At 71.8% G+C, this 13,088-nt stretch carries 15 protein-coding genes, 1 tRNA gene and 1 pseudogene; 7 read left to right on the top strand and 10 right to left on the bottom strand.

The window, feature by feature from the left end; genetic code table 11:
• Nucleotides 1-144: 144 nt before the first annotated feature.
• From D7I43_RS16905 to D7I43_RS16885, 4 genes are all read right to left on the bottom strand, one after another.
• The gene (locus tag D7I43_RS16905) at nt 145-453 is read right to left on the bottom strand and encodes a hypothetical protein (RefSeq protein WP_120329469.1); all 309 of its coding nucleotides are present in this window, start codon (nt 451-453) and stop codon (nt 145-147) included.
• A complete protein-coding gene (locus tag D7I43_RS33640; protein WP_120329468.1) occupies nt 450-629 on the bottom strand; it encodes a hypothetical protein in 180 nt (59 codons plus the stop codon). Before D7I43_RS33640 ends, D7I43_RS16905 begins: the two co-directional genes overlap by 4 nt.
• Before the next feature lie 335 nt (nt 630-964).
• Nucleotides 965-2,176, bottom strand: coding sequence for a helix-turn-helix domain-containing protein (locus D7I43_RS16890; RefSeq protein ID WP_120329467.1), 1,212 nt, complete (start codon nt 2,174-2,176; stop codon nt 965-967).
• 90 nt (nt 2,177-2,266) lie between these two features.
• The gene (locus tag D7I43_RS16885) at nt 2,267-2,872 is read right to left on the bottom strand and encodes a GNAT family N-acetyltransferase (RefSeq protein ID WP_240033003.1); all 606 of its coding nucleotides are present in this window, start codon (nt 2,870-2,872) and stop codon (nt 2,267-2,269) included.
• 1,292 nt (nt 2,873-4,164) lie between these two features.
• Here D7I43_RS16885 and D7I43_RS16875 point away from each other — a divergent pair.
• Nucleotides 4,165-4,437: pseudogene (locus tag D7I43_RS16875) on the top strand (tyrosine-type recombinase/integrase); the annotation flags it as partial.
• Here the strand turns inward: D7I43_RS16875 and D7I43_RS16870 are convergent.
• From D7I43_RS16870 to D7I43_RS16860, 3 genes are all read right to left on the bottom strand, one after another.
• The gene (locus tag D7I43_RS16870; RefSeq protein WP_240033001.1) at nt 4,406-4,810 is read right to left on the bottom strand and encodes a hypothetical protein; all 405 of its coding nucleotides are present in this window, start codon (nt 4,808-4,810) and stop codon (nt 4,406-4,408) included. The pseudogene D7I43_RS16875 and the gene D7I43_RS16870 overlap by 32 nt on opposite strands.
• Before the next feature lie 100 nt (nt 4,811-4,910).
• A tRNA-Val gene (locus D7I43_RS16865) sits at nt 4,911-4,982 on the bottom strand.
• 50 nt (nt 4,983-5,032) lie between these two features.
• Complete coding sequence (locus tag D7I43_RS16860) at nt 5,033-5,617, bottom strand: TIGR02611 family protein (RefSeq protein ID WP_120329465.1); 585 nt, start codon at nt 5,615-5,617, stop codon at nt 5,033-5,035.
• Between the two features lie 273 nt (nt 5,618-5,890).
• On the opposite strand from D7I43_RS16860, the gene D7I43_RS16855 reads away from it, so the two are divergent.
• On the top strand, nt 5,891-6,322 hold the full coding sequence (locus D7I43_RS16855) for an SsgA family sporulation/cell division regulator (RefSeq protein WP_007457244.1): 432 nt from the start codon (nt 5,891-5,893) through the stop codon (nt 6,320-6,322).
• A gap of 124 nt (nt 6,323-6,446) precedes the next feature.
• On the opposite strand, the gene D7I43_RS16850 is transcribed toward D7I43_RS16855, so the two are convergent.
• Nucleotides 6,447-7,223, bottom strand: a complete 777-nt coding sequence (locus D7I43_RS16850; protein ID WP_120329464.1) for a glucose 1-dehydrogenase — start codon at nt 7,221-7,223, stop codon at nt 6,447-6,449.
• A gap of 255 nt (nt 7,224-7,478) precedes the next feature.
• On the opposite strand from D7I43_RS16850, the gene D7I43_RS16845 reads away from it, so the two are divergent.
• From D7I43_RS16845 to D7I43_RS16835, 3 genes are all read left to right on the top strand, one after another.
• Entirely contained in the window at nt 7,479-8,384 is a 906-nt protein-coding gene (locus D7I43_RS16845) for a helix-turn-helix transcriptional regulator (protein WP_120329463.1), read from the top strand.
• A 95-nt stretch (nt 8,385-8,479) separates the two neighbouring features.
• Complete coding sequence (locus tag D7I43_RS16840) at nt 8,480-8,659, top strand: DUF4236 domain-containing protein (RefSeq protein ID WP_120329462.1); 180 nt, start codon at nt 8,480-8,482, stop codon at nt 8,657-8,659.
• Nucleotides 8,660-8,826: 167 nt separating this feature from the next.
• Nucleotides 8,827-9,084: a hypothetical protein gene (locus D7I43_RS16835; protein WP_120329461.1), complete on the top strand. Its 258-nt coding sequence runs from the start codon at nt 8,827-8,829 to the stop codon at nt 9,082-9,084.
• A gap of 78 nt (nt 9,085-9,162) precedes the next feature.
• Here the strand turns inward: D7I43_RS16835 and D7I43_RS16830 are convergent, their stop codons facing one another.
• Complete coding sequence (locus D7I43_RS16830) at nt 9,163-10,089, bottom strand: hypothetical protein (RefSeq protein WP_120329460.1); 927 nt, start codon at nt 10,087-10,089, stop codon at nt 9,163-9,165.
• 25 nt (nt 10,090-10,114) lie between these two features.
• Complete coding sequence (locus D7I43_RS16825) at nt 10,115-10,636, bottom strand: VOC family protein (RefSeq protein ID WP_120329459.1); 522 nt, start codon at nt 10,634-10,636, stop codon at nt 10,115-10,117.
• 49 nt (nt 10,637-10,685) lie between these two features.
• On the opposite strand from D7I43_RS16825, the gene D7I43_RS16820 reads away from it, so the two are divergent.
• The gene (locus D7I43_RS16820; RefSeq protein ID WP_120329554.1) at nt 10,686-11,147 is read left to right on the top strand and encodes a MarR family winged helix-turn-helix transcriptional regulator; all 462 of its coding nucleotides are present in this window, start codon (nt 10,686-10,688) and stop codon (nt 11,145-11,147) included.
• A gap of 57 nt (nt 11,148-11,204) precedes the next feature.
• Nucleotides 11,205-13,034, top strand: coding sequence for a tetratricopeptide repeat protein (locus D7I43_RS16815; protein ID WP_120329458.1), 1,830 nt, complete (start codon nt 11,205-11,207; stop codon nt 13,032-13,034).
• The last annotated feature ends 54 nt before the right edge of the window (nt 13,035-13,088 follow it).

Raw genomic sequence — 13,088 nt, 5'->3', positions numbered from 1 at the left:
TGCTGGGGCACGGCGAGCTGCTGTACGGGCACCCCCGATGAAAGGGAATGGCCCTTTACGTGCGTGGGCGATACTGGGGATCGAACCAGTGACCTCTTCGGTGTGAACTCTCGGCGAGCCGGTTGGACCGGGCTTGGTACGAGGTCAGACGGCCTGTTGAGGCGCTTCTCGGCTCGGTTCGGCTGGCACAGTTGCTGTACTTCGCTGCTGTACTGCTGGCATGGGCTGGTCGGCCGCCCTGGTCCAGCCGAGGAAGCGGCGGTGCAGCACGCCGGCCGGTGTCCAGGGCATGTCCTCGGTGGCTTGGACGAGGTAGGAGCCGAGGTAGAGGGCCAGCGACACCGGGGCGTCGGCATACTCGGCCCGCAGCTCCCGCTTCCGCGTCGGGCAGGGCCAGGGCAGGTCGCAGCCTCCGCAGCTCCAGATCGGCATGACCGGGCCATGGGTGGTCACCGCACACCCTCCAGGAAACGAGCGGTGATTGTCCGGGCCTGCTGGCTGGTCGCCCATTCCACCTGCCAGCACGGGTACGGAGTCAGCCGTGACCACCAGGCGCGGCAGCCAACGCACATGCCATCGAGCCCTCGGATGTGCACGGCGACGATCGTCTGCTCCTGCCCGCTTCTCACTGCTCATCCTCCTGCGGCCAATGGCCACGGTTGATCGGAACCCGATGCCGGGCACGGCAGGGAAGGTCTGCTCCACAGCGGCAGACGCGCCGCCAGAGCTTCCATGACCACACCGGCCGATGCCTGCGGGCGAGAGTCAGCGCGGTAGCCGAGAGGTAGTCGTCATACGAGACACGCCGCACATACCCTCCCTCGTCGATCACGAGGGCGGCCTCATGCCCTCGCAGCTGAGAGGGACGCGACGACCAGGCGACAGCCGCACCGCCCGCCGCATCCCGTGAGCAAGAAGCTACGGGCGGTCGCCGAGCGGAACGGGTACGGTTCGTACCCGTAGATCAGGAGAGAAGCCCGACCTTCAGGGCGAGATCACGGGCGTCGGCACGGGTGGAACGCGGGCCATCGAGCAGGTCCAAGGTGATCTGGCGGGCGTACCCGTTGAAGCGAATCGTTTCCGGGGCCGACTCGTAGGCCCGCCGGAGGGTTGTCACGGCCAGTTCCTTGTCGTCCTTGCCGTAGTGCGCCCGCGCGACCTCGATCAGATGACGCGCCCGACGCGGCCTCGACGGGATCGCCGCCGAATCATGACGGCGTGCCTGCCGCACCGCCTCACCGGACTTCTGCAACTCCACCGCCACCGTCACCGCGTGAGCGCCCATGATGACGCGGGAGAATGACGTCTGCGGCTGGTAGAAGTCCTGCGGCAGGCGCTGCGCCACCCGGTCCGCGCGATCCCAGTACCGCCAGGCGCGGCCTTCCTCACCAGCACGAGCGGCGGTGTACGCGGCCTCGAAGTTCAGCGCACCCCAGAGCGCCAGCAGATTCGTGTTCCCGTCCGCCGTCCGTGGCTCCAGCGTCGACAGGACGTCCAGTGTCACCGCCATAGCCGTGTCCCAGTCGCCGGCGTCCCGATGCACCTGGCACAGGAACCATGCCGCGCACGCCACCGCCTCCGGGTTGCCGGACTCCTGCGCCGCCACCATCGCCCGGTCCGCGACCCGCCACAACAGCTCGGCGGCGGGTTGGTAGGCGAGAAACATCTGCGTGAGCCCAAGCGTCTCCGCCAACAGCGCCTGCGCCTGCCGGCGCTCGTCACCCTCGTACCCCAACGCGGCGCGCTGCACATCATGCAGCAGCCCCGGCAGCAACCCGCCCAGCACCGTTCGGTGGTCGGACGCCTGATGGCGTGCCCGCCACGCCATCGCAAGCCGATCTCTCAAGCTCGTCAACGACTCGGCGGGAGCCTCCTCGGAGAGTACGAAGCGGTTCACGGCGTCCCGTACCGACGCAAGTGCCGGATGCTCCGGCCCGTTGACCACGGCGGACCGGTCGCTCAACTCCCCGATCAACGCTGACACGTCGACCTTGAGCGCACGCGCGATGCGATCCAGCATGTGGATGCGCGGCGGCAGGATCCGGTCGGTCTCCACCGCCTTGACCCACTCGGCGCTGCGACCCACCAACCCACCGAGCACCGCGCGCGTCTTCCCCGACCGCTCCCGGTAGACCTTCAACCGCTGCCCGAAGGTCAGTTCCGGCAAGGAATCCATCCCGAACCTCCTCGTAGCGCGGGATGCACCATCGGCCCCCGGGCCGCCGTCCCACCAACGCTACCGGCCTGCCTGCGCCCTTATAACCCCTCACACACCGCGCACCGACTTCCGCGCCGGCGCAACGGTGCCTCGCCCCCTCGTTTGTCCCGGTCGCGACAGCCATTCCCGGGCCAACATCGCGAACACGAGCTGGTCGGTCCACTCGCCGCGGAACAGGTAGCTCTCGACATGCCGCGCCTCGCACCGCATCCCCAGCCGGGTCATCAGCCGGGCCGATGCCTCGTTGCCGGCGTGGCACCGGCCGTAGACGCGGTGCAGGCCGAACTCCTCGAAGCCCCATCCCAGCAGCGCCGCCACGGCCTCGGTGGCCAGCCCCCGGCCCGAGAACTCCGGGTTGAAAACGTACCCGATCTCGGCGGTGCGGTCGGCCTGGCTCCGCCAGACCAGCTCAACGGTGCCGGTCACCCGCCCATTCGCCTCCGCGGCCAAGGTCAGGACGTCGCCCTCGGCACGCAGCGCGTCCTCGTTTGTCATCGCCGCCACCGACTCCCGCGACTGCTCGCGGCTGCGCGGCTCATTGCCGAGCATCCAGCGGCACACGTCGGGCCGGCGCTGGTACGCGTACACGTCGTCAAGGTCGTCCATCGTGACCGGCCGAAGGGTGAGCCGGCGCGTGCGGATCGGGGTGAACACGGCCGAAGCGTACGGGATCCGGCCCGCTCGGTCGGGACAGCTTCGCCAAAGCCGGGGACGGGCGGCCGGTCCCGAGCAGTGGAAGACTGCCCATGACGCTTCGGTGTGAACGCCAGGCGCGGGACGTACGGGATAGTCCGGCCGTGTGGAGCGCCGTGGCTACTCGGCGGGCGTTCGTGCTACACCGTGCGCCAGCGCAGACGAGCGCGACGAGGTGGGTTCGTCGACGGCGTGCCACCGGTCTTGGACGGCCTCGGAAGGCCGCCGGCGGCTCTGCCACGGCGCCGAGCTCCGTCACCCAGTGCTGGATGGCGAGGTGGTCGATCCGGGAGGCGGCACGAACAGCAGAAGTATCCACCGGCGACGATCCGCACTGACCTGTGACCGGGCACTGTTGCCTCGAGGCGATGATCGGTACTAAGTGGAGCGATGAGGCCGCGGGGCCGGGTTGATCTGCTAGCCTCCATCCGTCTGCATAGCACGGGGATGCCTACTGTCCGGCTCGATAACTGGGCGGAGGACCGGTCCGGCCAGTCCGCTATATCAGCATGACGAGGGTCGATGCCGAGCGTCGACCAAGGAGGCGTAGATGCTCAAGAGGACTCGGGCCTTTCTCGCGGTGGTCGTGACGGCAACTGCCGCACTCTTGGCGCTAGGTTCACCCGCGCAGGCGGCCCAAACCGCATACCTCGACAAGATCCAGTGGATATCGGCAAGCCCTAACGACTCCATGGCTAGGTCATGCCAAACCAGGTCCATCACGTTGGCTAGCGGGCGGTACGCGTGGGGCACCGTGAGAGGCTCTGAGAACATCTGGCTCCGAGACATAACTCTCGCCGCCGGAACCTACACGTGGCAAGCCTGTCTCGACCCAGGTAACGGCATCTACTACTTCACCTCTGTGCTGGACGGGCCTTCGGTCCCAGCCACCATCAACACGTACATTGGTTTCGCGGTAGACGGTCACTGGAATTGGGGCAGCTACCTGGACCCCTACTTCTAAGCCGTCAACACCCTTGCGTCATTCCCCCAAAGACGATCTTTGTGCGGGCCATGCAAGCGTGCGAGAGGCCAGGGCTTCGCGGCGAGGTCGCGGACCAGCTCGGCGGCGACGGTCTCGCCTGGCACGGTGAGGCGCTGACGTTGCGCTGGCGACCTGCGAGACGTTCGTCCGCCGCTACATCGCCCCCGGCCTCGGGGCCAATCGGCTCGACCGGCTCCAGTCGCGGGACGTGCAGATCTGGATCAACCAGGTGGCCCGGACCTGCCAATGCTATGCCCAGGGCAAGGACGTCTTCACCATCCGCCACGGCACACCCATCGAGCCGCGCAACTTCCAACGCTCCTGGCAGACGAGATGCGGGAGAGCCAACGTCACGCCGATCACCGTTCACGACGCCCGCCGCACCGGCGCCACGCTCCTGGCCGACCTCGACGTCCACCCGAGAGTCGCCATGCAGCTCCCCGGCACGCCCGTTTCTCCGTGACAATGGAGATACACCCAGGTCTCATCGAAGGCGACCCGCGACGCCCTCAAGCGCCTCGGCGATTTCCTCGGCATCTGACACACACCCGGTCAGGTCCCGGCGGCTCAGATGCGCAGGGTGCACCGTCAGCTGTCGCCAGTGCTGGCGGCTGGCAGGTCGAGGTACGCCAGCAGCCGCAGAACGCCCGCGAGGTGTTGCAGGTCGTGCCAGAGCACCGGCATGTCGTGCGCAGCAGCGCGCGCAGTTCCGCAACGTCGTCACTGCTCTGCCCGACGTCGATTGCCGCCGCCGGGTCATGCGCCAGCTCGAACGCGGACCGCAGGTCGACGTTCCAATAGTGGTCGACACCGAGGCCCGACAGATCGACCTCCGCGCCGAACCGCTTCTCCGCTGCGTCCAGCAGCATGCCGCACACCCGGCGAAGATCCTCGACCCTCAGCACGTCGGCCACGTTCACCACACCTCGGTAGCGCCCGCACAGAACGACCTCGGCTGCTGTACGGGCAGCAAAAAGGCCACCCCCGATGACCGGGAATGGCCTTTGACCTGCGTGGGCGATACTGGGATCGAACCAGTGACCTCTTCGGTGTGAACGAAGCGCTCTCCCGCTGAGCTAATCGCCCTCAGCGCGGATGACTGTACCTGATCCTGTGGGCGGACGGCGAATCCGGGGTCAGTGCGTCGCGAGGTAGTGCATGATCCGGGCGACCACGTCGATGCCGAGGCTGTACTTGAGGGAGAGCCAGAGCACGGCCGCCACGAAGACGAGGCCCACCGCGCCCAGCACGAAGCGCACCGCGAGTGACTGTCGCGTCACCCACCGGGTCCAGCTCTGGACGTTGCGGCGGGTGAAGGCGAGCAGTCGCTTGGCCCAGTGGAACTCCACGGCCCAGATGCCGAGGCCGGCGATCACCAGCAGCCAGCCCGGCCCGGGCAGGGGGATGAGGGCAACGCCGACCGTGACGACGATCGCACCGGCGATGGCCACGAAGATCTTCAGGGCGATCCGGCCCGTGGGGTTCGCCCGGATGAGATCGAGGGTCAGGGACAGGCGCTGCCGCCACCGGGGGCGCCGCCGTTCGGCGAGGGCGACACCTGCCGCGCCCCGTTCCGGCGTCCCGTCACCCACGGCCGGCCGACCGGACCGGTCGTGCTGCTCCATCGGCACCGCGTACCCCCGCTTTTCGGCTGCTCGGACCGCGACTTTCGGTGGGCCGGGCGCCGCGATCGGATCCACTGAGGATCGTTTCGTGACCATTTCACCCCCTAGTGTCGCTCGGGACCGTCACCCCTTCCGACGACTGGACGTTACCGGAGTAAGTCGACGACTGAACCACCCGATGCCGGGCGGGACGACGCACTGGGCAGAACCGGAAATCCTACATGAATTTTCACATTCAGGAGGCCTTTCCGAACCCCTTCCCACCACTGGGTGAAGTCAGCGTATGGCGGAGCGTAGCCAGGAGTAGCACCTGAGTATGGGAAAAGCGGGACACGCGCGTTCCGCAGCGGTGCCGGGGGGAGAACGTCCATGAGTGTCATCCGACCGACGACCGTAGAGGTCGAGACGTCGCTAAGGCTCGTCGCGCCTGACGCCACCGCCTTGCCGGTGCGTGCCAGCCTGCGTTACGACCCTGCTGACCCGTATGCGGTCCATGTCCTGTTCCACGCCGAGTCGGCGGGGGGCGAGGCCGTCAGCTGGTCGTTCGCGCGGGAACTGCTGGTCACGGGTCTCGACGAGCCGGCTGGTATCGGCGACGTCCGGGTGTGGCCGTGGGCCACCCCGCGCGGCGACTTCGTCGCGCTGGCGCTGTCGTCACCCGACGGCAACGCTCTCTTCGAGGTGCCGAGGAGCGTCCTGGTGCGCTTCCTGCGGCGGACCTACGTCGTCGTCCCGCGCGGCCGCGAGGCCGAGCACCTGGACGTCGACACAGCGGTCAACCGGCTGCTCGCCGGCCGCTGAGCACCGTCACACCGGGTAACACCGGCCATCCGGCCACCGGGGCCGCGCGGATCTGCCGAGTCCGCGCGGCTCCACCACACCCGGGCGTACGTCGGGCCGCCCGCCCCCCGGGCCGGGCCGACGTTCAGCCGTGGGTGGTGATGCCGCCGTCGACCGGAATGACCGCTCCGGTGAGGTATGCCCCGGCGCGCGAGGACAGGTAGATCGCCGTACCGGCCATGTCCTCGGGCCGGCCGATCCGGCCCAGCGGCACCTGCTGCTCGATGGCCGCCCGGGACGCCGGGTCGTCCAGCGCGAACGCCATCATCTTGCTCTCGAACGGGCCGGGCGCGATCGCGTTCACGGTGATCCGCTCCCCCGCGAGCTGGTGGGCGAGGCTGCGGGTGAGCATGTGCACGGCCGCCTTGGTGGCCGAGTACGCGTACACCTCCATCCACGGCACCCGGATCCCGTCGATGGAACCGATGTTGATCACCCGGGCGGGATCGTCTTCGCTGGCCGCGGCCCGCAACGCCGGCAGCAGCGCGGTGGTGAGCCGGAAGACGGCCTTGACGTTGACCGCCCAGAGCTTGTCGAACGCGCTCTCCGGGTACGCCTCCAGCGGCGCGCCCCACGTGGCGCCCGCGTTGTTCACCAGCACGTCGAGCCGGTCGAAGCGCTCGCGGACCGCGGCGGCGAGCCCTTCGGCGCCGGCGTCGCTGGACAGGTCCGCCGGGATCGCCTCGCACCGACCCTCGGCGGAGAGCTTCTCGGCCACCGACGCGCACACGTCCGCCTTGCGGGACGAGATGACCACGTGGGCGCCGGCGCGCACGAAGCCCTCGGCGATCATCAGACCGATCCCTCGGGATCCGCCCGTGACCAGGACCGTCTTGCCTTCGACCGAGAACAGATCCGTCATGCTCACCCCATCGCGAGTCGCCGGCCGTCCGCCGATCCCGCGCGCCGTCCGCGACCTCCACGCGGCACGGCCGCGCCGTCCCGGACGACGCTACCGCCGGGTAACGTAGCCCGGCGGCGCCGACCGGGACAAGCCCGGCCGGGACGAGCGTGATCGGCACCGGACGCCGGCGAGGGCGTCGGGCCGGTGCCGGAGAGGCGCCCGCCCGCGGTGTCGGGATGCGTTGACCTGCGACGCCGACTACCGTCACCTGCGATGGTCTTCTGCGGTCAGTTCCCCCCGGCATCGGTCAGCGACGCGCTCCCCTTCCCGGTCGAGATAGAGACCCTCGCCCTGGCCGACCTGGCCGGCGATCCCGGCTGGCGGCGTCCGGTGCTCGTCGACAAGGACCTGCTGGTGCTGGCCACGAGCGGGCACGGCGACGCCGAGCTGGACTTCCAACCGCTCCCCTGCCGTCCCGGCACCCTGTTGCGGGTGCACGTCGGGCAGGTGCTGCGCTGCCCCTGCCCGCGGCTCGACGCCACCGTGGTGCGCTGGGACGCCGCGGCCCTGCGCGGCCTCGACGTCGACCCGGACGCGGTACCGGCGTGGCGGCAGCTCGCCGGCGAGGACGAGGACGCGGTCATCACCGAGGTGAGTCAGCTCGCCGTCGACTGTGCGCGGCACCGCGGGGTGGCCGCCGCCCGGGGGTTGCTCCGTCACCAGCTCGCCGTGCTGCTCCTCCGGCTCGCCCTGAGCAACGAGGCGCGGCCGGCGCCCCGGCCCGAGGAGACCACCTTCCGGCGCTTCTGCCGCGAGGTCGAGCGCGGCTACCGGCACACCCGCCGGGTGGAGGACTACGCCGCCCGGCTGGGCTGCTCGGTGCGTACGCTCACCCGCGCCTGCCTCGCGGTGACCGGACGCAGCGCCAAGCAGGTGATCGACGAGCGGGTGGCGTTGCAGGCCAGCCGCCTGCTCGCCGCCACCGACGAGCCGATCGCCCGGATCGGCCGCGGGCTGGGCTTCTCCGAGCCGACCAACTTCGGCCGGTTCTTCACGCGGGAGGTCGGCGTCAGCCCCGGGGCGTTCCGGGCCGGCCGTGAGCAACCCCCGTCCGCGCGCGTCGTGCGGCCCCGGCCGCCGGCCGAGACGTGGCGCGGGTCGCCGCACTCCGTGCGCTGAGTCCACCCTGGAACGCCTCCGAGTTTCCCGATCCGGCCGCGCGGGCATTGACGATTCCGACGGCAGGCAGGCACGGCGAGGAAGGGAGTTCGGCGATGGGTGTGATGTTCCGCAAGCGGCAGAAGATCGGGCCGCTGATCCTCAACTTCACCGAGAACGGCTTCTCCTCGTGGAGCATCAAGATCGGCCGGTGGTCCTGGAACTCCCGGGCTCGCGCGCACCGGGTGGACCTGCCCGGTCCGCTGTCGTGGAAGCAGGACAAGTCCCGGCGGTGAGCTCCCGAGGTCGCGCGGGGTGCCGGTGACACCACCGGCACCCCGGGGCAGTCGTCGTGTCGCATTTCTGATCTTGGGCGCCGGACGCCGGGTGGTCAGCAGCGAACGCCGTTATGCTCCGTACGTCAAGATCCTCAATGGATCCGCCCGTACGGAACGGAGAACAGATGGCGAACCGCCTGCGTCGTCCCCGCACCCGCAGCCTCGTGGCCGCCGCCGCACTCGCCGGTGGCCTGGTGCTGGGCACCGCCTCGCCCGCTCTCGCCGACTACACGAGCCCGCTCTACCCGACGTTGTCGGCGTGCAAGGCGGCGCGCCCGACGTACGTCTCGTCGTGGACGTCGCCGGGGCCGTGCTACCCCATGTACAACTGGAACGGCACCAAGGTGGTCGGCTACGCGTTCCTGGTGAAGACCCGGTACTGAGATCCGCCTGTCCGACGGTCATCACGGCGGGAGGGCGCCCGCCCGTCGTGGTGCGCCGCGGGCTCCCGGCGGGAGCCCTCAACCGGCGAGGGAGATGAACTCGTCACCGGCGAGCCGCCCGGACTCCCGCTCGCGGACCACCTCGCCGTCGTCGACCAGCCCGGTCAGCGCCCGCACGGCGTCGGCCGACCGGTAGACGGTGGCGGTCAGCGTGTGGCGGCGCAGCTCGCTGACCGTACGCGGACCGGAGCGGGCCAGCTCGGCGAGCAGTTCCCGGCGCAGGGGGCCGGGATCCGGGTCACGCGAGACGTCCAGCAGGTGTTCCGGGTCGGCCGGATCGCCGTACCGCAGGCCGGCGTCGACCGCCCACAGCGCGTCCTTGAACGCCTCCAGGCTGCGGTCCCACCCGGTGCCGAGCGTGATCGCCGTTCCCGTCCCGCCCTCGCCGGCCACCAGCTCCGCCTCGGCCACCAGCGGGAATCCGGCCGCCGTCAGCGCGCCGCGGGCGGGTCCGCCGCCCCAGAGCAGCAGTTCGGAGGGCCGGCCGCCGGCCGCGGCGGCCAGCACGGCCGGGTCCAGGCCCGCGGGCGGGGTCGGATCGGCGGTGCCGGCCGCGCCCGCCGTCGGGACGCCGAGGTCCACGACGGACAGGAGCGGGGCGCCGGCGGCACCGGCCGCCTTCAACGCGACGGGCAGGCGGTCCGGACCGCCCGGCACCACGTGCACGGCCACGTCGGCCGGTAGCGCGGCCTCGATCGGCCCGAGCCGCGCCGGCAGGTCGGCCGCCCCGGCGGCGAGCACGACCACCGCGAGCCGGCTACCGCGCAGCCGGTCCGCCTGCGCGGCGACCGCCCGCAGCGCGTCGTCCGCGCCACGGGCGTCCCCGTCGGCGTACGCCAGGGCGAGGGTGGCGCGGCGGGAGCGCTTCAGGGCCGCCGGCAGCCAGGCCTCCAGCTGCCGGACGAGCAGTTCACGCAGGACGGGGGCGATCGGGTCGCTGGACATCCTGCCGTTCTACCGCACGGCCGGTTCAGGCGGACACGGAGATGCCCACCCCGCCGCGGGTCTGGCCGCCGTAGCGCTGCCGCTCCCGGTCGAGGTCGAGCCGGCCGATGCGCTTGCGCGCGTCCAGCGCGGCGTCGTCGAGCAGGTCCGCCGGGACGAGCCAGACGATCTCGAACTCCAGGCCGTCCGGGTCCTGCCCGTAGAGGCTCTTGGTGCTGCCGTGGTCGGACGCGCCGACGAGCGCGCCGGCGGCGGCCAGCCGCTCGGCGGTGGCGGCGAGTTCGTCGAGCGTGTCCACCTCCCAGGCCAGGTGGTAGAGGCCCACGGTGGCGCGGCCGGCCGTCGAGCGGCCCGCGGCCGCGCCGATCTCGAAGAGGCCGAGGTCGTGGTCGTTGGTGGAGTCGGGCGCCTGGAGGAAGGCGGCGCCGCGGAAGCCGTCCGGGGTCATCTCGACCTGCCGGAAGCCCAGCACGTCCCGGTAGAAGGCGACGCTGCGCGCGAGGTCGCTGACGTAGAGGACCGCGTGGTTGAGCCGGTGGATTCCCATGCGTCGACGGTAGCTCGGTTTTGTTGAACTCTCAACTAACCGCCGTATGATGGGGGTCATGACACGGTGGTTGGATCCGGACGAGCAGCGCACCTGGCGGGCGTTCCTCGCCGCCACGCGGGGGCTCATGGAGAACCTGGACCGCGAGCTGCAACGCGACGCGGGGATGCCGCACGCGTACTACGAGATCCTGGTCCGGCTCTCCGAGGCACCCGAGCGCCGGCTGCGCATGAGCGAGCTGGCGGACGTGACCGGCTCGTCGCGCAGCCGGCTCTCGCACGCCGTGGCGCGACTCGAGGACGCCGGCTGGGTGCGGCGGGAGGACTGCCCGACGGACCGGCGGGGCCAGATTGCCCACCTCACCGACGCCGGCTTCGCGACGCTCGCGGCCGCCGCGCCCGGCCACGTCGAGGGCGTACGCCGGCACCTGTTCGACGCGCTCACCCCGGCCCAGGTCACGCAGCTGCGCCGGATCAGCGAGACGCTGGTCGACCACCTGACCGGATCCTGACGTATCCACACCGGCGCGGGTCTTGTACATACCGTGCTCGGATGAGCACGATGGGGCGTGCCCTCCGGCTTCGGCGAACTCACCGACCAGGCGCACCGGCTGGTGTCCACGGGGGACCTCGCCGGCGCGCAACGGCTGCTGTCCGACGCGCTGAGCGACGCCGACCCGCGCCCCGTCAACGCCACGCCCGACCTCGCCGAGGCGGCGAGCCTCCAGGCCCGGGTGCTGGTCGCCCTCGGCGAGCCGCACTCCGCCCGGGGCTGGGCGGCGTACGCGTACGCGGCGCACACCCGCCTGCACGGCCGCTCCGACCCCCGCACCGTCGCGGCCGCCGCGACCCTGGCCGCCGTGCTGCACCGGGTCGGCGCGCACTCCCGGGCCGCCCGCCTCTACCAGGACGTCATCATCGAGTTGACGGCGCAGGACGGCCCCGAGTCGCTGCGGGTGCTCGCCGCCCACGCCGACCTGGCCACCGTCGAGTACGCCCGCGGGCAGTGCCAGGTCGCCCGCGACCGCCTCCAGGACGCCTGGGAGCTGCACCGGGAGGTGTACGGCGACGGGCACCCGAGCGGCATCAAGATGCTCGCCCGGCTCGGCGCCATGCAGCGCGACTGCGGGCAGTTCGCCGAGGCGCACGAGAACCTCGCCCTGGCCCGGGAACTCTGCCGGCAGCACCTCCCCGTGGACGACCCGCTCGCCGTCCAGGTGGCGGCGCTCGCCCGGGCCGCCGCCAACCCCGACCACGTCTGCGCCGAGACCTCACCGGCCACGCGGGACGCCCCGGTGGTGCCCTCGGCCCGCACCCCACCCCAGGGTGACGGGCCGGCGTACCCGCCGACGGTCCCCGTGCCACGCCAGCCCGTGGACGACCCGACCGGGGCCGATCGCGCGTGGTGGCCGCCGGAGCACACCGGCGACGAGCCGCCGGCACCGGCCGCCGACGCGCCGTGGCCCGACGCGCCGGCGAGCGCCGGCGCGCCCGACGACGCCTCGTGGCCGGACGACCCGACGCCGAGGGCCGACACACCGTGGCCGGACGACCCGACGGCGGCGGACGCCACATGGTCGGGTGGCTGGGCGGGGGCCGATGCCCCGTGGTCCGATGGCTCGGCGCCGGCCGACGCCCCGTGGCCGGACGACGCGCGGCCGGCCGGGGAGGCGACGTCGGGAGCCCGCGCGCATTCCGGCGCGGTCGCCGGCGAGTGGCCGCCGACCGCGTACGACGACGGGTGGCCACCGCCGAGCCGCGACGACGGGGCGCCCGAGACGCCGGTGCCGCCCGCGGTGGCCGGCCTGGCCGGTGAGGAGGCCGACGGCGTGCACCGGGTACGCCGCGCCCCCGAACCGCCGTCCCCGCTGCTGCCGTCCCCGCTGCTGCCGTCCCCGCTGCTGCCGGCGCCGGTGCACCGGCCGCCGTCCCCGGCGGGGCGCCGGCTCGTCCCCCTGGTGGTCGCCGGCGTGGTCGTCGTGCTGCTCGGCACGGCCGCGGTGATCGTCGGATTCAACCGCGTCGACGGGGACACGTCACCCCCGGCACGGTCCCCCGCCACGACGGGCGCGGCGGCGACGACCAGCGACGCGCCGCCCACCGCCCCCGCGGGTCCGACCGTCTCCCCCGGTACGCCACCCACCGGCGTGAGCCTCCGCGACAACCGCGACAACGTGGCGCTGCGCTGGACCTACCCGGCCGGCGGCGAGGGGCCCGTGGTCATCTCGGGTGGACGGGCCGGCCAGCCGAAGTCGGCCCTCACCGACCTGCCCGCCGGCACCACCAGCTTCGTCGTCTACGGGCTGAGCCCCAGCAACGACTACTGCTTCACCGTGGCGGTCGTCTGGTCCACGGACACCGTCGCCACGGCCGACGAGGTCTGCACCCGCCGCCGGTGACCGGACCGTCGCGGGGGCCGGGTGCTCACCGGAGTCGGGATCTTCCTGTTCGTC

Source organism: Micromonospora globbae (assembly GCF_003610785.1).
Classification (GTDB): domain Bacteria; phylum Actinomycetota; class Actinomycetes; order Mycobacteriales; family Micromonosporaceae; genus Micromonospora; species Micromonospora globbae.
Note: the sequence above shows the minus strand (reverse complement) of the source record. Positions and strands in the feature narration are given on the sequence as shown.